Annotated in this window: 18 protein-coding genes; 8 read left to right on the top strand and 10 right to left on the bottom strand. The window is 63.2% G+C overall.

Translation table 11 applies throughout. The annotated features are described in order from the left end of the window. Positions 1–38: 38 nt before the first annotated feature. Both ACTSLZ_RS00555 and ACTSLZ_RS00550 read right to left on the bottom strand, forming a co-directional pair. A complete protein-coding gene (locus ACTSLZ_RS00555; protein ID WP_443095357.1) occupies positions 39–1355 on the bottom strand; it encodes an MFS transporter in 1317 nt (438 codons plus the stop codon). Between the two features lie 67 nt (positions 1356–1422). After that, positions 1423–2079 carry an IclR family transcriptional regulator gene (locus ACTSLZ_RS00550; protein WP_436594806.1) on the bottom strand — a complete coding sequence of 219 codons (657 nt, stop codon included), beginning with the start codon at positions 2077–2079 and terminating at the stop codon, positions 1423–1425. Positions 2080–2184: 105 nt separating this feature from the next. Between ACTSLZ_RS00550 and ACTSLZ_RS00545 the strand changes: the two genes are divergently transcribed. Continuing rightward, positions 2185–3702 carry an aromatic amino acid lyase gene (locus ACTSLZ_RS00545; protein ID WP_443095356.1) on the top strand — a complete coding sequence of 506 codons (1518 nt, stop codon included), beginning with the start codon at positions 2185–2187 and terminating at the stop codon, positions 3700–3702. Positions 3703–3750: 48 nt separating this feature from the next. Here ACTSLZ_RS00545 and ACTSLZ_RS00540 read toward each other — a convergent pair whose 3' ends face one another. The 5 genes from ACTSLZ_RS00540 to ACTSLZ_RS00520 all read right to left on the bottom strand — a co-directional run bounded on the left by ACTSLZ_RS00540 (position 3751) and on the right by ACTSLZ_RS00520 (position 7838). Continuing rightward, positions 3751–4236: an SRPBCC family protein gene (locus ACTSLZ_RS00540; RefSeq protein WP_443095355.1), complete on the bottom strand. Its 486-nt coding sequence runs from the start codon at positions 4234–4236 to the stop codon at positions 3751–3753. 22 nt (positions 4237–4258) lie between these two features. After that, on the bottom strand, positions 4259–4597 hold the full coding sequence (locus ACTSLZ_RS00535) for an ArsR/SmtB family transcription factor (protein ID WP_178980399.1): 339 nt from the start codon (positions 4595–4597) through the stop codon (positions 4259–4261). Positions 4598–4750: 153 nt separating this feature from the next. Further along, positions 4751–5554, bottom strand: coding sequence for a DeoR/GlpR family DNA-binding transcription regulator (locus ACTSLZ_RS00530; protein ID WP_443095354.1), 804 nt, complete (start codon positions 5552–5554; stop codon positions 4751–4753). Positions 5555–5586: 32 nt separating this feature from the next. Continuing rightward, complete coding sequence (pdxA, locus tag ACTSLZ_RS00525; RefSeq protein ID WP_443095353.1) at positions 5587–6618, bottom strand: 4-hydroxythreonine-4-phosphate dehydrogenase PdxA; 1032 nt, start codon at positions 6616–6618, stop codon at positions 5587–5589. 2 nt (positions 6619–6620) lie between these two features. Further along, a complete protein-coding gene (locus tag ACTSLZ_RS00520) occupies positions 6621–7838 on the bottom strand; it encodes a four-carbon acid sugar kinase family protein (RefSeq protein ID WP_443095352.1) in 1218 nt (405 codons plus the stop codon). Positions 7839–7892: 54 nt separating this feature from the next. Between ACTSLZ_RS00520 and ACTSLZ_RS00515 the strand changes: the two genes are divergently transcribed. From ACTSLZ_RS00515 to ACTSLZ_RS00505, 3 genes are read left to right on the top strand one after another with little or no spacing between them, the layout of a single operon-like run. Further along, positions 7893–8930, top strand: coding sequence for an aldo/keto reductase (locus ACTSLZ_RS00515; RefSeq protein ID WP_443095351.1), 1038 nt, complete (start codon positions 7893–7895; stop codon positions 8928–8930). 45 nt (positions 8931–8975) lie between these two features. Continuing rightward, on the top strand, positions 8976–9560 hold the full coding sequence (locus ACTSLZ_RS00510) for an HpcH/HpaI aldolase family protein (RefSeq protein ID WP_443095350.1): 585 nt from the start codon (positions 8976–8978) through the stop codon (positions 9558–9560). After that, positions 9544–9744 (top strand): hypothetical protein, encoded by a 201-nt coding sequence (locus tag ACTSLZ_RS00505; RefSeq protein ID WP_443095349.1) that lies wholly within the window; start codon positions 9544–9546, stop codon positions 9742–9744. The genes ACTSLZ_RS00510 and ACTSLZ_RS00505 overlap by 17 nt, the downstream gene beginning before the upstream one ends. A gap of 66 nt (positions 9745–9810) precedes the next feature. Here the strand turns inward: ACTSLZ_RS00505 and ACTSLZ_RS00500 are convergent, their stop codons facing one another. From ACTSLZ_RS00500 to ACTSLZ_RS00490, 3 genes are all read right to left on the bottom strand, one after another. After that, positions 9811–10494 carry an SDR family NAD(P)-dependent oxidoreductase gene (locus tag ACTSLZ_RS00500; protein ID WP_443095348.1) on the bottom strand — a complete coding sequence of 228 codons (684 nt, stop codon included), beginning with the start codon at positions 10492–10494 and terminating at the stop codon, positions 9811–9813. Between the two features lie 2 nt (positions 10495–10496). Continuing rightward, complete coding sequence (locus tag ACTSLZ_RS00495; RefSeq protein WP_443095347.1) at positions 10497–11696, bottom strand: sialidase family protein; 1200 nt, start codon at positions 11694–11696, stop codon at positions 10497–10499. An 81-nt stretch (positions 11697–11777) separates the two neighbouring features. After that, positions 11778–12083 (bottom strand): hypothetical protein, encoded by a 306-nt coding sequence (locus tag ACTSLZ_RS00490; protein WP_443095346.1) that lies wholly within the window; start codon positions 12081–12083, stop codon positions 11778–11780. A 151-nt stretch (positions 12084–12234) separates the two neighbouring features. Here ACTSLZ_RS00490 and ACTSLZ_RS00485 point away from each other — a divergent pair, with 151 nt between their 5' ends. The 4 genes from ACTSLZ_RS00485 to ACTSLZ_RS00470 all read left to right on the top strand — a co-directional run bounded on the left by ACTSLZ_RS00485 (position 12235) and on the right by ACTSLZ_RS00470 (position 17409). Further along, positions 12235–13545 (top strand): ISL3 family transposase, encoded by a 1311-nt coding sequence (locus ACTSLZ_RS00485; RefSeq protein WP_443095345.1) that lies wholly within the window; start codon positions 12235–12237, stop codon positions 13543–13545. A gap of 367 nt (positions 13546–13912) precedes the next feature. Then, entirely contained in the window at positions 13913–15304 is a 1392-nt protein-coding gene (locus ACTSLZ_RS00480) for a hypothetical protein (protein WP_443095344.1), read from the top strand. A 10-nt stretch (positions 15305–15314) separates the two neighbouring features. Further along, the gene (locus ACTSLZ_RS00475) at positions 15315–15977 is read left to right on the top strand and encodes a hypothetical protein (protein ID WP_443095343.1); all 663 of its coding nucleotides are present in this window, start codon (positions 15315–15317) and stop codon (positions 15975–15977) included. A gap of 208 nt (positions 15978–16185) precedes the next feature. After that, entirely contained in the window at positions 16186–17409 is a 1224-nt protein-coding gene (locus ACTSLZ_RS00470; RefSeq protein WP_443095342.1) for a Gfo/Idh/MocA family protein, read from the top strand. Positions 17410–17455: the final 46 nt, after the last annotated feature.

Raw genomic sequence — 17455 nt, 5'->3', positions numbered from 1 at the left:
GGCACACGGTGGGGGTCCGCAGGCCCCCACTGCGCTCGCTAAACCAGATGCTTGGTCGAGGTCTCCGGGGCATACCTGATGGTGAAGAGCAGGCCAACCAGCAGCACAAGGGCCAGCGCGAACATTGACCACGAGATTCCCCACGCGGAAAGCATGAGGGGAAGAATGAATGTCCCCGCGGCCGAAGCGATCCTGCTCAAGGCATTGAGGAGCCCCACGCCGGTCGCGCGCAATCTCGTGGGGAACAGTTCGGCCGGATACACCTGCGTCAGGTTCGACGCGGCGGACATCACGAAGGTGTACACGACGAACGGGATCATGAGGACGCCGATGGAGCTGTCGACCAGCAGGCCCAGCAGGATCAGCGATGCCGTGAGGATCAGGAAGGAGATGATGCTGGCACTGCGTCGCGAGAATTTCTGGACGAACCACAACCCTGCGATCCCTCCAAGGAGGAGGAAAATGTTCAGGACAATTTCCTGCAGGTGCCCGCCCGAGACGTCCAGGCTCTCGAAGATGGTCGGCATGAACGTGTAGATGGCGAAGTAGGGGAGCACGAGGGCGCTGTAGAACACGATGCCGAACCAGGTGTACTTCGCCTGCCCTGAAGCAAAGACCTCGCGGAATCCGCCGCTGTCCTCGGGGCCGGAGTTCGTGGCCAGGTCCGCCGTCGAGATATCTGCCTTGAGGTATTTCCCCACGATCTTCTGGGCCTCCTCGACGCGACCCTTGCTGATGAGCCACCCCGGCGATTCCGGGGCGCCGATCCGCACCGCCAGAACCACGAGCGCGGGAATGGCCCCGCTGGCCAGCAGCAATCGCCACGATTCCTCCCCCGCGAGGAACAGGCTTCCCAGGATATTGGCGACGACGTATCCGACGGTCCACATGACGGTCAGGGAGGACAGCATGATGCCGCGGGACTTCCTCGGTGAGAACTCCGAGAGCAGCGTCGGTCCGACGGCGTAGTCCGCGCCGAGCCCGAAGCCGATCACAAGCCGCAGAATGAACAGGCTCAGAAACCCGTCGGCCCAGAACTGCAGGACCGAGGCGACCGTAATGATCACGAAATTGAGGACGAAGACGCGCTGGCGCCCGATGAGGTCCCCCACGCGTCCGAGCACCAGGCTCCCGAAGAACAACCCAATGAGCGCCGAACTGGCCAGCAGCCCCGATTCGAGACCGGTGAGCGACCATCCCGCCGTCAGCGCCGGCAGGAGCGCCCCGATCATGCCGAGGATGTAACCGTCCGTGAAATTGGCACCGAAGGTCATGACGGTGACTCGCAGGTGAAACCGGTTGAAGGGGATCTCGTCGATGGCCTGCGTCGTGGGCGAGTCCGATGTTTTTACCATTCGAATTCCTGATCGTTCGTGCGCTCCCGCGACACGTCGGCGGGATGCTGTGTGGTGCTGGCCAGTCCTAGTGCGACGTCGTGCGCAATTTCCTGGAGACTTCGGATGCGGCATGGCGCAGGAGCGCCCCGTCGCTTCGGTTCTTCTGCTGGGTCGCCCTGTAGGTGGGCACCAGAATGCTCATGGCCGCGATGGGCCCGTTTCCGCCGTGGACGGGTGCCGAGATGGCGGTGACGTCCTCCTCGACGATGTTCTCCGAAACCAGATAGCCCTCGTCCGGGGTGTGACCCTGGAGGACTCGTCCCGCCGCGGATCCGGTTGCCGGGATCGTGTGGCCGACCCAGCTGACGTGTCGGACCGAATGGTTGCCCTCGACGATGCTGATGTACAGGACCGTGTCACCGTGCGCCTCGACGCTCAGGTACACGGACTCCCCGGTCTCTGCCGCGAGGTCCTGCATCGGCTGCCTGGACAGATCGGCCAGGGAATCGTTGCTGAAAGCCTGGGCACCGACCTGGATCAGACGGGTGCCAGGCCGATAGATTCCGGCGTCGTCGCGCGTGAGCCACTTGCTCGCTTCCACGGTCCGGAGCAAACGCAGGGTCGTGCTGACCGGCAGGTCCGCTTCGCGGGCGGCTTCCGCCAGCGTCATGGCGCCTTGGTCGCAGACGATCCCCATGAGATCGAGCGCTCGCTCAACGGTTCGGGTCGACGTCTCGGCCAAAGGAGCCTCCGGGTATTGGATGGGGGTGAGCCAGGTAACAGTTTTATCTAGTGAAACATTAAAACCGCCTAGTGAAAACCATAAATTTGAGGAAGACTGGGCCGCATGCGAGAACATGAGCAGCACGATCGTCACCACTCTCGGAGCGACCGCCCCCGAGATGCTCACCAGCCCGTTCAAGCGGAGCCGCCGATCGAGGTGGACGGGGCCGGGCTGACACTCACCGATCTCGACAAGGTTGCCCGTGGTGCAGGGGCCCGCCTCGCGCCGGGGGTGCTCGACCGGCTTCGCCGTCAGTATCGAGAGGCTCGAGGGATCAGCGCGCGCCAACCCGTGTACGGCCAGTCCACGGGCGTGGGTGCCAACCGGTTCGTCGAGGTCGACGAGCACGACGACGAACACGGACTGCGTTTGCTTCGGAGCCACGCCGCCGACGCCGGCCCCCACGTTCCCGAAGAGACGGTCCGAATCATGCTGGCGATCCGTCTCTCGCAGCTGGCGGCCTCCGGGAGCGGGATCAGTCCGGACGTGGTTCAGGGCCTGGAGCGAATGCTCCGGGACGATGCCTTGCCCAGCATCAGGACGATGGGAGGCATCGGGACGGCGGATTTGGCGGCGTTGGCATCCACTGCTCTGGCGATGGCAAGGGAGCGCCCGACCACGAATCCGTGGCCCACGCCCGTCTCCTTCGGCAAGGACAGTGCCTTGCCGTTCATGAGCAGCAGCGCGTTGACCCTGGCGCGGGCCGCCCGGGCCGTGACCCGACTCCGAGACCTCGAGGGCTCGTCGCGAATTGTCACGGCCCTCTCGGCCACGGCCGTCGGAGCCAATCGGCAAGCATTTTCGCCGCAGGCGGGTCGGGCCGCCGTGATTCCCGCAGCTGCTCGAGTCGCGGAAGAAATGCGCGGTCTCCTGCAGGATGAATCGGAGCCGGCCCGCATCCAGGATCCCTTCGGTCTGCGCGCGTACATTCAGGCCCAGGGCGCCGTGGTCGACGCCATGGATCGACTTGGGCGCCTGGTCGAATCGTTGACCGCGACGGCCCAGGAGAATCCGCTCTTCGACTTCGAATCGCAGAGAGCCGTGCACCACGGTGGGTTCCACCAGGCTTCACTCGGCCTCGCCATCGACGGGCTGAACCTCGCCCTGGCCCAAAGCGCACCCCTGGTGATTTCACGCATCACCATGCTCCACGATCCGGCGTACACGGGCGCGCCTCCGTTTCTGGCCGACGGAACCGACGGCTCCTCCGGGCACATGATGGTCGAGTACATTGCGGCCAGCGCCATGGCCCAGCTGCGGAATGCCGCTCAGCCGGCGTCGCTCAACACCGTGGTCCTGTCGCAGGGTGCCGAGGAGGATGCGAGTTTCGCGACCCAGGCGGTCGAGCAGCTCGACCGGGCGGTCGACAGCTACCAGACGATGCTTTCCATCGAGCTGCTGTCGGCGCACCGGGCCATCAGCGTGCTGGGGCGGCCGACGTCGTCGTCGCTCCGCCGGGTGGTGGCCCGCCTGCGGGAGGTGCCCCCCATCGTCGCGGCCGACCACGATCTGCGCCCCGACATCGAGGCGGCCGGTCGTGTGCTTCCGGGACTGGCTCGTGGGGTTCTTCGGGAGGCTTGAGCCGGACGACGTCGGGCGCGGCTGTTTGCGGGTCGACGCCGCGTCCGCTCACTCGGTGATGGTGGCTTCGAGGACGTCGAAGGCCGAGTTCCAGCCCTCGGTGATGCCGTTGACGACGCCGGAATCCTGCGGCAGACCCGTCAGGGTGAAAGTCATGCGGGTCGTCGCCGCGTCGATCTCCTCGAATACGATGCGCACGAGGGGAGACGTGTCCTCTTCGCCCTGATTCCCCCAGCTGAAATCCAGGCGGAAGGGCCGTTCGACGCGGTGGTACTTGCCTCCGGTGGGGAACTCTTCCCCGGTGTCGTCGTCGATCATGGTGTAGGTGTAGACCCCGCCCTCTCGCAGATCCACGCTGACGGATTCTCGCGGCGTGTGCAGGCCCTTCGGGTGGTACCAGAGGGCCAGGATTTCGGGATTGGTCCAGGCGTCCCAGACCCGGTCGCGGCTCGCGGCAAAATCGCGGACGATCGTGAGTCCAGGTTCTTCGTCGCGGGGTGCGACGGCGTCGGTGCGGGTGGTGCCCGAGTTCATGATGCTGCTCCTCTGCGGGTGATCATGCTTTGTCCGGTGGAGTTTCCTCTCGCGATTCACTGGCCAGGACGCGATCGAGGTTGTCGAACTTCTGCTGCCATTCATCGTGTGTTGCCATCAACCATTCGGCGACCGACGTCAGCTCGTCGGTGGAGAGCGAGACAATTCGTTTCTGTGCGCTCTTGGACCGTGTGATGAGCCTGGCCTCCTCGAGCACTCTCAGGTGCTGGGAGACCGCGGGCCGGCTGATCGGCAGGGGCTCGGCGAGCTCTCCGGAGCTGAGATCCCCGCCGCGGAGCCGATCAATGATCGCTCGTCGGGTGGGGTCGGCCAGCGCTGCGAAGGCCCTGTCAAGGTTCATTTACGCCATCCCTTCATTAAGTAGCCCCTACAATACGGAAGCCTGTTCGTGTGTCAAGGGGGCGGAGGGACGGCCGAGTGGATGGCGGCATCGAGGAGGGCGCGCAATCCGCGCAGAACGCATGGGTTCCCGTCGTGGCTTGAAAGGTCTTGTTCAGTGCCCGGTGGGAGAAGGAGGCGTGCCGGCACCGGTGTCAACCAATTGCACGGTGATGCCCTGGTCCCTCATGCCCTGTACTTGTTCGGCCGGAGCATCGGAATTGGTGACCAGCGTCCACGGGCGGGGGAGGTTGGCCCAGGCGTGGAACGGACGCTGTCCTACTTTGGCCGAATGCAGCAACACGTAGACGTGCGTGCCACGGTTGGCCATATTCTCCTTCAATCGTGTCTGCACATGGTCTGCCTCGCAGATGCCGAATTCTGCTGACACTGCGTCTGCCCCGAGGAAAACACGGTCAAAGCTCATTCTGGCAAGGCCCAATTCTGTCAGTGGTCCGTAGAAGCTCTGGCTCATCTCACGGAGCTGTCCGCCCAGACAGGTCAGGCGAATGCCTGGGCACCCGCCCAGTTCCTGCAAGCTGTTGATGCCGATGGTGGTGACATCCAAGTCGGTGAAGATCCGCATATGGTGGGCAAGGACCCCGACGGTAGAGCCGCCGTCGAGCAGAATATGTTCGCCCGGCTGAACCTGATCTGCGGCCCACCGGGCCAAGGCCTGTTTCTCCTCGTAGAATTCCCCGGCGCGTTGAAGCAGGGACGCTTCGGGGTGCGGCTCCAGGGGCATGGCTCCGCCATAGGTGCGGGCAAGTTTGCCCTGTTCATTGAGCAACGCCAGGTCGCGACGGATTGTGGAAGGCGTGACCTCGAAGCGAGCTGACAACTCGTCAACGGACGCAAGGCCCGTGGTCTTGGCCAGGTCGTAGATTTGTTCACGCCTGATCTTGGCGGGCAGAGGCATGGAAGCTCCGTTCATCCCGGGGTGTGTTCCTTTCAGCGGGTCGCCATCTCGGCGGCTTGGTGGAGGGCTTCAACCATGCTATGGGAGTCGGCCATGTTCTTGCCCGCGATATCGAAGGCAGTTCCGTGGTCCACGGAGGTGCGAATGACGGGCAGACCCACGGTGACGTTGACCCCGGCCTCGATTCCCAGAACTTTGACGGGGCCGTGGCCCTGGTCGTGGTACATGGCCACCACCAGGTCGTAGTCACCTCGCCCGGCCAAGAAGAAAAGGGTGTCTGCGGGCAGCGGGCCCACTGCGTCCACGCCATGGGCGCGAGCTTTCTCGATGCCGGGAGCGATTTTTTCGGCTTCCTCGCCGTAGCCGAACAGCCCGTTCTCGCCCGCGTGGGGGTTGATGGCGGCCACTCCGATCTTTGGGTTCGGAATCCCTGCCCGAACCAATGCTTGGTGCCCGCGTTCGATGGTCCGCTGGACGAGCCCTGGTTCGATCTTGGCCACAGCGTCGACCAGGCCGATGTGTGTGGTGACGTGGATGACCTTGATTTTGGGTGTCGAGAGCATCATGGAGACCTCTTCGGTCTCCGTGAGCGCGGCGAGCAGTTCGGTGTGGCCGGGGTAGACGTGCCCTCCGGCATGGAGGGCCTCTTTGTTCAGTGGAGCTGTGCAGATCGCCTGAACTTTGCCGGCCATGGTCAGTTCGGAAGCGACCTTGATGTATTGGTAGGCCGCGTCCCCGGCGACGGGCGAGAGCTCTCCCCAGGGGAGATCTTCGGGGAGGAGGGCGAGGTCGATGACGTTGACGGTCCGGGCATCGTGGACGGCGTCCTCCACGGCGTGGATGGGACGAACCTCGACGTCCAGATCAATGCTCTTCGCGGCAGTGCGGAGGCGGACGGCGTCGCCTATGACGACCGGACGGCATTCACCGAGGATCGATTCCTCGACGACGGCCGCCACCGTCACCTCAGGACCGATCCCGGCGCCGTCGCCCATGGTGACCGCGACGAAGGGCAGATCCGTTCGGCGGTGTCCGGTAGCAGCGGCAACATGGGAATTGCTCATGATCAGGCCTTTCGTGTGGTGTTCTGCAAGAGGTCAATGGTGGTGAGGATGTCGATGAGACTGGTTGGAGGCCCATAACTTCCCGGTCTGGTGGCAATGAGGCGGCCGTCGGCTTCGCTGACCACGGCGCCGGCGTGTGCCTGTTTGAGGGGAACGAGCTCGGAAAAGCCCAGAACCCCCAGCACCGTCCGGGCGGTCTCCCCTCCGCTGAGCACAAGGTGCCGATCCGCGTGGTGGCGCATGGCGAGATGAGCGAGGCCCGTGATGATGGACTCGGAGTTGGAAGGATCCACGGGACCATCGACGGTCACTGCGACCGTGCCGTGGTGTTCGAGGCTGAAGCCATCGATCTGTTCCGGGTGCAACCGGTGGACGCGTATCCCGGTTTCCTCCAACCGATCGACCTGGCGTTGTGCAGCCGCGCTGGCCGTGCCGAGGATGAACAGCGTGTCTCGCCGGTCAGGGACTGCGCCGGCGGGAGGCGCAAAGGATTCGCTCGCCAGACGGCGGGCGGTCGCCTCGGCCAGGCCTGCGGCGCCAGCCAAGGTGAATCCCAGGTCCAAGCCGATGGCGGCCAGACGATCAAGGTCGGCCTCGGACTCGGCATCGCACACTGCCACGGCACCTGATTCTGCTGCCTGCTTGAGGGCCTTCCCGAGGTGCGTTCCTCGCACCGTTGTGAGATCAAGGGTCCGAGTGGGGGCGGGGGAAAGCTGTGAGGCCACCTCGTTGGCCGGATACTCGGGTTCGGCGCTCCACAATCCGCTGTCGCGTAGTGGGTAACCGTCAATCAGTAGCTTCCCTCCGCGTACGGTGCGTCCGATACCGGGGACGGCTGGGCAAAAGAGGACTGGGGTCAGCTCTTGGGCTGCTCGAAGTTGACCACCAATATGGCCCCGCAACAAGGAATCGAACTTCAGGAACACTCGCACCTGAGGGCCGGGGGAGACGGCGGAGTCATTCAGCAGGTGGCGCAGGTGATCGGCGGCCCGTTCCTCGCCGCGGCGACGGTTGTCCGTGTCCAGCACGGTTACTTCGGTGGCCTTTGCCCCGAGGGTGGGCATCTCAAGATGCACGCAGACCCCTCGTTGCCGGGGTTGGAGTTCCTCACGCTTCTGCGTGCACTCCGGAATCTCCGCCAGAATCGCTGCTACTTCGCTAGCGCCAGACAAATCGTCGGCCAAAGCCAGTATCCGCACGACCTCACCCCATTCCACCATCTGTGTGCGTGATTCACGCTAAGTTACTTGCGCAATTCGCGCAAGTATGGAAACGTGATCCACGCAATACAAGGCTCATTGCCGGTACCCCTTCTGACCGAGGAGAACCAACCGATGGAGACCGTTCGCCTCAACGGCATCGACACCCCCATGTCCACGCTGGTGCTGGGCACCATGAATTTCGGCGACACCGTTGACCACGATGGTGCGGCCGCGATGCTGGAAGCCTCCCTGGAGGCAGGCATCAACGCGGTGGACACCGCCAATGGCTATGCCGGCGGCGCGACCGAAAGCATGCTCGGCGAACTATTGGCGGGTCGGCGCGAGAATGTCGTGCTCGCGACCAAGGCCGGTATGCCCCACCCGGATGCGGGTGAACACTCACCGTTGTCCGAACAGGGCCTACGCCGGTCCCTGGAAGGCAGCTTGCGGCGCCTGCGGACCGAAAAGGTGGATCTGTTCTACCTCCACCAGCCGGACCGGGAGGCAAGCCTCGACGAGACTCTCCAGGCCGTGGCCACTCTCGTCGAAGAGGGCAAAATCGGAGCCTTGGGTGTGTCCAACTTTGCTTCCTGGCAGATCGCCATGGTCAACGCAGCGGCGGATCGCAACGGTGCTCCACGCCCAGTCGTCGCCCAACAGTTGTACAACCTCGTCGCCCGCCGAGTTGAAGAGGAATACGTTGAATTTGCGGACACCTCCGAGTTGCACACCATGGTGTACAACCCTCTGGGTGGTGGGCTGCTGAGCGGGAAACATAGGTTTGACGCCGCCCCCGATGGCGGACGCTTCGGAGACTCACGCCTGGCCGAGATGTACAAGCGCCGCTATTGGGATGAGCAGCTCTTCGGAGCCATCGGTCAGCTGAGCGGTATTGCGGATCAGGCAGGAATGCCCCTGGTCGAGCTCGCCTTTCGCTGGCTGATCTCCAAACCGGTGACCGGGTCCGTGCTGTTGGGCGGGTCAAAGCCCCATCAACTGCACGCAAACATTGATGCCCTGGCCCGTGGGCCGCTGGACGGGTCTCTGGTGGAGGCCTGCGACCGTGTTGGTTCCGTTCTTCGCGGTCCCATGCCGGCCTACAACCGCTGAAAACAGCCCGCTCTTCACGTCTCCACGCCAGAGAAAGGAACGACCGTGAACTACCCCGCAGCAGACGTTGTCCGGAAGGCCAAGAACAAGGAGCTGACTCTCGGATACTGGTCCGTCTTGGACTCCCCAATATCCAACGAGCGACTGGCCATGACTGGCTACGACTACATAGCCCTTGATGGCCAGCACGGACTCCTCGGTTACTCCGGGATTGTCCAGAATCTCATGGCCATCGACGCCGGACACGGTCCGGCGGGAATCGTCCGAGTTGCAGCCAACGATCCCACCGTCATCGGCCAGTCGCTCGACGCCGGCGCTCGCGGCATCATCGTGCCGATGGTGGACACACCCGAAGAAGCAGCGGCTGCGGTGAGAGCTGCCCGGTACCCGGGTGGCGGCGCTCGCTCCTACGGGCCGATGCGCGCTGGTCTGCGGGTCGGGCCCACGCCCGCCGAGTCCGACGCCGCCATACTGATTCTTGTGATGATCGAGACTCCTCAAGGTTTGGACAACGTTGAGGAGATCTGTGCGGTGGACGGCGTGGATGGGGGTCTATATCGGCCCGTCCGACCTGCGCCTGGCCGTCGGTGGGAAATCTCCCCAGGACCCGGACGTGCAGTCTACTTTTGATGCCGCGATTGGGCGCATCCTGTCTGCGGCCCAGGCAACTGACAAGATCCCCGCGATTCACACCCCGGACGGGACCGTCGCCCGAGAGCGCATCGGCCAAGGCTTCACATTCGTCACCATTGCGTCGGACCTGACCCATCTGGAACAGGCGGCCCGACAACACTTGGACGCGGCCCGGAGCTGACCCGGGTTACTACCGGCTGGCTGACCGTGACCGCAATTCACGGGGTGGCCTTGGGCTGTTGATGCTTCATCGCGGCAACGATGCGCCGCCGCAGACGGTCAGAACCTGTCCGGTGATCGACTTTCCGTGGGTTCCCAGAAGGAAAGACGTCAGGGCTCCTACATCATCGGGGTCCACCAGCTTGCCGAGTGGAGGTGTTGCGGGCGACACCGTTGATCTCCTGGGGTCGACGAGCATGGGGGTGTCCGTCGGGCCGGGAGCGACGACGTTGACGGCGATTCGCCGCGGCGCCAATTCCATGGCCCAGCTCCTGGCCAACCCGGTCAGGGCTGCTTTGGTCGCCGCGTACTGACTCTTGCCGCCGGCGCCCGTGGCCGTACGGCTGCCGATCAGCACGATGCGGCCGTCGCTTTCGATGCGGTCGATCAACGTGTTGACGAGGACGGCAGCGGCTTCCACGTGGACTGCAAACATGTCGCGCAGCGCCGTGTCGTTCAATTCACCAAGCGGCTGGGCGTACTGGAATCCTGCTGCATGTACTACGGCCTGCACCGTGTCCACGTCTTCTATCAACGATGGGAGAGCCGAGGTTTGGGAAAGATCTGCGGGGACCCAGTCGAAATCACCCGACACATCCGGCCGACGACGGCTGAGTCCGGTAACGTGCCAGCCTTCGTCCAGGAGTTTTCGGGCGATGGAGTGTCCGATGCCTGAACTGCAACCAGTGACTAGGGCATGTGGTGGTGGCATGGTCATGATCCGATGGTGGTGAGCTCGACGCGCACGTACTTGATGGCCTGTCGGAAGTATGTGTAGGCGATGTGCAAGGCGCCGTCAGGACCTTGGTGGATGCTTGGGTACGACAGCTCCCGGTTCAGTCCTTCTCTCGAATTGTTCGTCAGGCAGTAGCCGTCGCCATCATCCAAGTCACGCACAACCTTCCAGGTGTGCCCACCGTCTTCGGACAGCGCCAACGTCATCGGTGCCCGCGGTGTACCCCAGAACGCGGTCCGCTCGTCGTCCCGCTGGTCCGGCTCGCCGGTCGGGGTGTCCGCAGAAGTCAGCCCGTCGTCGTCGATCTCGTCGTAGAGGGACAAGCGACGTGTGGTGGTTTCCTGTGCACGGCGGTGGTTGTAAATCAGCGTCAACCGGCCGTCGGCGAGGCTCACACACTGGATGGAGGAGTTGTTGTTGGGCAGGTCCGTGGGAGTGGGCTTGTCCCATGTTTCCCCGTCATCCGTCGATCGCGAGACGTAGATGGCATCGGCCCAGCGGCTGCGGAACAGGGCCAGCAACGTGCCGTCGCCAAGATCCTGGATATTCATGTGCACGCACCCGGTGCTCCCTGGCAGCACCACTTGACGCCAGGTGGCGCCGGCATCATCTGAGATCATCACGGCGCTGTCGTCGTGATTGCCCACCCATTTCTGTCCTGGGGTGATCAGGCAACGAAAAATGGGCAGGATCCACCGGCCGGAGGAGAGAACCACGGGAGGCTGCCGGACGAAGACACCACCGGCTTCATTGGGCGAGAACAGTGTCTCCACCGGGCCCCAGGTGTCTCCGCTGTCGGAAGACACGCGACGCCTGACTTCGGCAGTGTCTTGATTGCCGGCGTGCTGGGCGGTGAAGAGGAGCCACAGCTCGCTTTCGGGAGTGGGGAAGAGAATGGGGTTCTGTTCGGAACGGGCCGGGTCGTCGGACAGTCGTTGGGGTGCGGACCAGGCCGTCTCGCCCGGGGCAAGGGCAGAGAACCAGACACTGATGTCCGAAACGCCTTCCTGTGTACCGCCGAACCACACGCACCCGAGCCGTCCGTCGGGCAGGGTCATGAGATTGGCTGCGTGGCTCTGCACGGTGGGAGCGGGCAAATAGGCGTAGGTGAGGTCTCCGTCGGTGCGCAATTTCCCGTCGGCTGTTATGGCGTCGAAATCATCGGTGGTGGTGCTCATCGTGGGACGTGTCCTTTCCGATTCGGCTGACTGATCGATATTTCGGCATCGCGTGCCAGAGGTCTGTCTGTCGGAGCTCTTCTACTTTCCGGAGAACGCCGTCGCGAACATGTCCGGGATGTTCATCGCGATCTGGAACCCGACGACAATGGCTATGACTCCCAGGACCGCCAACAAAACGCTTTGCCACCACTTGTTCACGGCATAGTCGGCCATGAATTTCTTGCTTCCGGTCAGAACGAGGATGCCGATCACGATGAACGGCAGGCTCAGCACCGTCGAGACGCTGGTTCCCACGATATTCAAAGCGACTAGGTTCGGAGCTGCGGGCAATGAGGCCAAGAGGGGCAGGGCGATGAAGCCGATGATCTGGATCTTCTTGAACAACGGGTCGTGTTCGTCCTTGCCACCCAAGTACCGTTTACCGGCTCTTCGCAGTTGAGGGGGTAGGTGGCTGAGCGCGTCGGTCGCCGGATGAGGGTCGAGGCCTTCCGATGATGGAAGTTCTCACACTGACCATCTGCCGGAAGACCTCGACGTGCACCACGCTACCTTCGCGACCCCTGATCTGACCGTGTTCTGCCATCTCGACGAGCTCGGCCTCGTGGCCACCGGTCAGCTTTTTGAGCCGGATCGCGCGGTGATCGAGTGCCGCGTCGCCGAGCCGGATCCGTGGTGCCGGGGATGCGGTAGCCAGGCGCTCTCGCGCGGGACGGACACGCGGCGTCTCGCCCACGAGCCGTTCGGTCATCGCCCGACGACGCTGCTGGTCCGGGTCCGCCGCTACAAGTGCTCGGGATGCGGACGGTCCTGGCGTGAGGACCTCACGGCAGCGGCGCCCGAGCGAGCCAAGCTGTCCCGTAGCGGGATGCGGTGGGCGTTGGAAGCGCTCGTGATCGACCACCTCACCGTCGCCCGCGTCGCCGCCGGACTCGGTGTCGGTTGGCACACGGCGAACAACGCGGTCCTCGCTGAAGGGCGTCGAGTGCTGATCGACGATCCCGCCCGGTTCGACGGCGTCGCCGTGATCGGCGTCGACGAGCACGTCTGGCGCCACACGAGAGTCGGCGACAAGTACGTCACCGTCATCATCGACCTCACCCCGAACCGCGACAAGACCGGCCCCGCCCGTCTGCTGGACATGATCGAGGGTCGCTCGAAAGCCGTGTTCAAGACCTGGCTCGCCGCACGCCCGCAGGACTGGCGCGATGGTGTCGAGGTCGTCGCGATGGACGGGTTCACCGGCTTCAAGACCGCCGTCAGCGAGGAGCTCCCGGACGCGCAGGCGGTGATGGACCCGTTCCACGTCGTCCGCCTCGCCGGCGACGCCCTCGACACCTGCCGTCGTCGCGTCCAGCAGTGCCTGCACGGCCGGCGGGGCCGCAAAAACGATCCGCTCTACAAGGCCCGCCGCATCCTCCACACCGGCGCGCAGCTGCTCACTGACCGGCAGCAGACCCGTCTCGAGGCACTGTTCGCGGTCTCCGAGCACGTCGAGGTCGAGGCGACCTGGGGCATCTACCAGCGCGTGATCGCTGCCTACCGCGAACCCGATCGGAAGACGGCGAAGAAGCTGATGACAGCCGTCATCGATTCCGTCTCCAGCGGCGTCCCCGCCGCGCTCGTGGAGGTCCGCAAGCTCGGCCGCACGCTCAAGCAGCGCGCCGCCGACATCCTCGCGTTCTTCGACCGGCCCGGCACGTCCAACGGGCCAACAGAGGCGATCAACGGGCGCCTGGAACACCTCCGCGGCTCCGCCCTCGGATTCCGGAACCTCACGAACTACATAGCCCGATCGCTGCTCGACACCGGCGGCTTCAGGAACCACCTACACCATCAAATGCGATGAGCCCCATAGACGACCGCGGTCACCTCAGCGAGGCCGGTGGGAAAGCATGTGCCGCGGGCTTTTTTTAAGAATTCAAACGTCTGCACCTGGTGTGATGAAAGAATAACTTCTCAAAATTATCTTGGAAATAGAGAAAGGGGAACTGGAAATGGGGGAAGAGCGCTCGCTCCGTGGATATCCTCGGAGGGGAGAAGGCGGTTCTCCAGATGGCCTCATCTTTGCCGCAACCGGACATAATGCGGAGCCAACCTGGATCGAGGCGCGGAAGCCGGACGGTCATCCATCCGCAGCGGCCTATGAGAAATTCGGTTTCGACCCCGAGGGCCCAGGCGACAGCCTACTGGCGGTGACCGACGGCGTGCGGAGGGTGGACATTCTCGATTCCTCGGGATCCCTCTCGCCGCGGCTTCTCCGGTACTCGTCCAAACACAATGGCGGTCTCATTCCGGCGGCGGCCGGTGGCGTCAAGTCCGACGCCGTTCTCGAGCGCAACCCGTTGATGGGCATGGCCTGGGAGCCGAAGAGCGGCACCGACGATACCGAGGCATTGAATCGTTTGGTGGTGTCCGTATCCGAGAACGGCGGTGGCACGGTGGTTCTTCCGCCTGGGGCGACGTTGGCAAGCGTGACCCTCGCTCCCGGTGTCTCTCTGGCGGGATCTGGTCAGAGAATCACCAAACTCGTTCTCCCCAACGCCGCGAACAGGGCTGTCGTCGCCGTGACCCCATCCGCATCCGGGCACAAGAACTACCGCACAGAAGTGCGCGATGTGACGTTGGAGGGGAACCGGTTCAACCAAACGGTCTGGTCCAAGGGGGCCAAGTGGGCTCGGAATTCTCTCGAGAATTACAGCGCCATGCCCCACGGAATTTGGATTGCGCGGTCAGAGCCCAGACCTGACCAGGACGATGAAGGTCTTGACCTCTACAACCTGGTTGCCAACGTGAGGATCAACGATGTCTACGGCACGGCGGTCTTCGGATGGAGAGGAAATGGGGGAACCGTATTCCACAACGTGGTCGCTCTCCGGCCCGGCGTCGGTTTTATTTCTCCCCCTGATTGCTCCTGGTCGGACTGCACCGTAGGCCAGGCAGAATTCGCCGGTGTCCGTTCTCTGCACGGATCCGTGAACTATTCGAACATCAAGACGTGGATGTCAGGAACAGCGGTTCTCAAACATCCGGCGCCGGACGGAATTGCGTACCGGCGGCGATGGGCCAATGGTTGGGAATTCCTCGGGAATGGTGCTGCCGTTACTGTTTCTTCGTGTTCCTCCCAGAATCACTCGGGACATGGCCTGTGGATTGCCCAAAGAACGGAAGGCGCGAATATCCAAATGTCCGTGGACGCGAACAATACCGTCCCGCCGTGGGCCATGCGGGCCGACGATGACCTGGAGCCGTGGCTGACCAACGAAGAGACAATAGAGCGGCAGGTTTTTGGCGATGACGGCCGGACCCGTGCAGACAACCCAGTGAGAGCCACAACCACATCTGGGCACGTTGGTGCCTACATCGAAGGGTCGAGAAATGTTCTGAACATTTCGTCGAATACGGCGGCGCAACAGGCCCCCGAGTCGTTCTACGGATGGCAGAAGCATGCCCTCGCCTTCGGGGTCGAAGCAAGGGAAAACATGGTCACGGTGTCTCACCACTCACTGACCGACACACGCCCCTCTGGCGAAGTCATCCGTGGCGGAGCCACCGGCCGGAACTTTGTTCTCGGCAACGGGCGGATCCTCGACCAGATTTCCAGCTAGGAGGAAATTCATGACCACCATGATTCGAACTCAAGCGACAATCGCGAATGACCTGGCCGAGTACCTTGTGCCCGACCTTGGGGTGCCCGTTGCGGCACGGTGGGTTGCATCGACCGTGGACCCAGAGGACCCCAGCCGGATTCCCGATGCCATGGGGTTGAGCCGCACGGCCGCCGTCCGGACCAAGCCCGCGGATGCACGAGTCGTCGAAAGCGCGGATGGCAACGCACTCCAGATCACCAAGGGGTCGTATTTCTCGGGGCAATATGCCTTTCGGCACGCGCGGCCCTCGGCCTTCACGATGATTGCCGTCCTTTCCTGCCCCGAGGCTGCAGGACCAATAGTAGACTTCGGCCCCTGCCGAATTCAGAAGACCGCGACCTATTCTCTGCAGCGTGACAAGGATCTGATCCACGTCGAATCGCGCGACAGGGATGTCGTTCTCGTTGCGAGTTTTGACGGAGCGAACAGCCATCTGACGGTCAACGGCAAGTGCGCGTTCGGTGACCTGTCCGCGGGGAACAGGCCGGATTTCCAGTCCATGTTCGGTGCGACCTATGGCACTGCCACCTGGCACGAATTCGCCATCCTCGACTTCCCGGTCTCACCCGAGCAGGCGGACCAGATCGTGAACGTCATGCGCGGAATCTACCCGAATCTCCTGGGGCGTTAGAGGCTCCTCACGCAGCGGTTCACCCCTCCGCGGATACCTCGGGGAAAACATACGCGGCCTGAGTGCTCGAAGCGTTCGTGATCTTGTGGCCGATGTGATGCCCCGCTCTCAGTTATTTGTATTGACATTAGAACAATTAGCTTAATAGGCTGTACAAAGACCGGACCCATCCAGTTCTCCGGTCGACCGGACTCGACGAGGAGCAGGCATGGCGGAGCAGCGAACCATCGGTGTTGGACTCATCAGCGTGGGCTGGATGGGTAAAGTCCATTCGAGGGCATACACCAATATTCCGGTCTTCTACCCTGAGCTCGGTATCAGGCCTCGGCTGATCGTCGCGGCTGACACAGCCGAAGACCGCGCCCAATATGCGGTGAACGTACTCGGTTTCGAGCGGGGAACCACTGACTATCACGAGGTTCTGAACGATCCCGAGGTCGATGTTGTCTCCATCTGTGCCCCCAACTTCCTGCACGCCCAGATTGCGAAGGACGCCGCGGAGGCCGGAAAGGCGTTCTGGGTGGAGAAGCCTGCGGGGCGTTCGGCCGATGAAACCCAGGCGATTTCGGATGCTTCCGACCGCGCCGGCGTCGTCAGCGCCGTGGGTTTCAAGTACCGCAACGCACCCGCCATCGAATACGCGCGCCAGCTCGTGGCAGACGGCAAGCTGGGGCGCATCACCAACGTGAGAGGGGCCTTCTTCGCGGACTATTCTGCCGATCCCCGCGGGGCACTTTCATGGCGTTTCATGCGGGACCTCGCTGGAACGGGGGTTCTCGGGGACCTGATGGGGCATCTCATAGACCTGACGCATTACGTCGTCGGCCCCATTCGGAGCGTCACTGCGGCGACATCCACCGTGCATTCGGAGCGACCCGAGATGCCGATGGGCAGCGGAACCCACTTCGCGGTCGTCGAGGATGGCGACATGAAGCCCGTGGAGAACGAGGACTACGCTTCGATGATTGTTCGATGCGAACAACCCGCATCCGAGGGTTCGACGGCTCAAGTCATCGGCGTATTGGAAGCCTCTCGCGTGGCCAACGGGCCGCGCGCCTCCTACGGAATTGAGGTATACGGCACGCAGGGTTCGTTCCGCTGGGACTTCGAACGAATGAATGAACTTCAACTTGCCTTGAACACGGCGCCTCACGTCGGATACACCACCATCATGGCTGACAAGGAATTCGGGGACTTCTCAGTTTTCCAGCCTGGGGCTGGGACTCCCATGGGCTATGACGACCTCAAAACCATCGAGGCCAAGAAATTCCTTCTTGCGTACCTGGGGGTCGAATCCCTGCATGCGGATATCAAGGATGGTGTTGCAGCCAGCCGCGTGGTATCAGCGGCCGAAGAGTCTGCCGAAACTGGCGCTTGGCAACCGGTCGATGAGATCGTGGGTACCAGCGCGCAGGGTCGGAGCAGGCAATGACCGAGGGCATACCCCACCGCCAGACGGATCGTCCCGCCCGGCGGGG

It is taken from the genome of Rothia koreensis (assembly GCF_052232265.1).
In the GTDB taxonomy this organism is placed as follows: domain Bacteria; phylum Actinomycetota; class Actinomycetes; order Actinomycetales; family Micrococcaceae; genus Rothia; species Rothia koreensis.
This window is presented reverse-complemented; position numbering and strand designations above follow the sequence as displayed.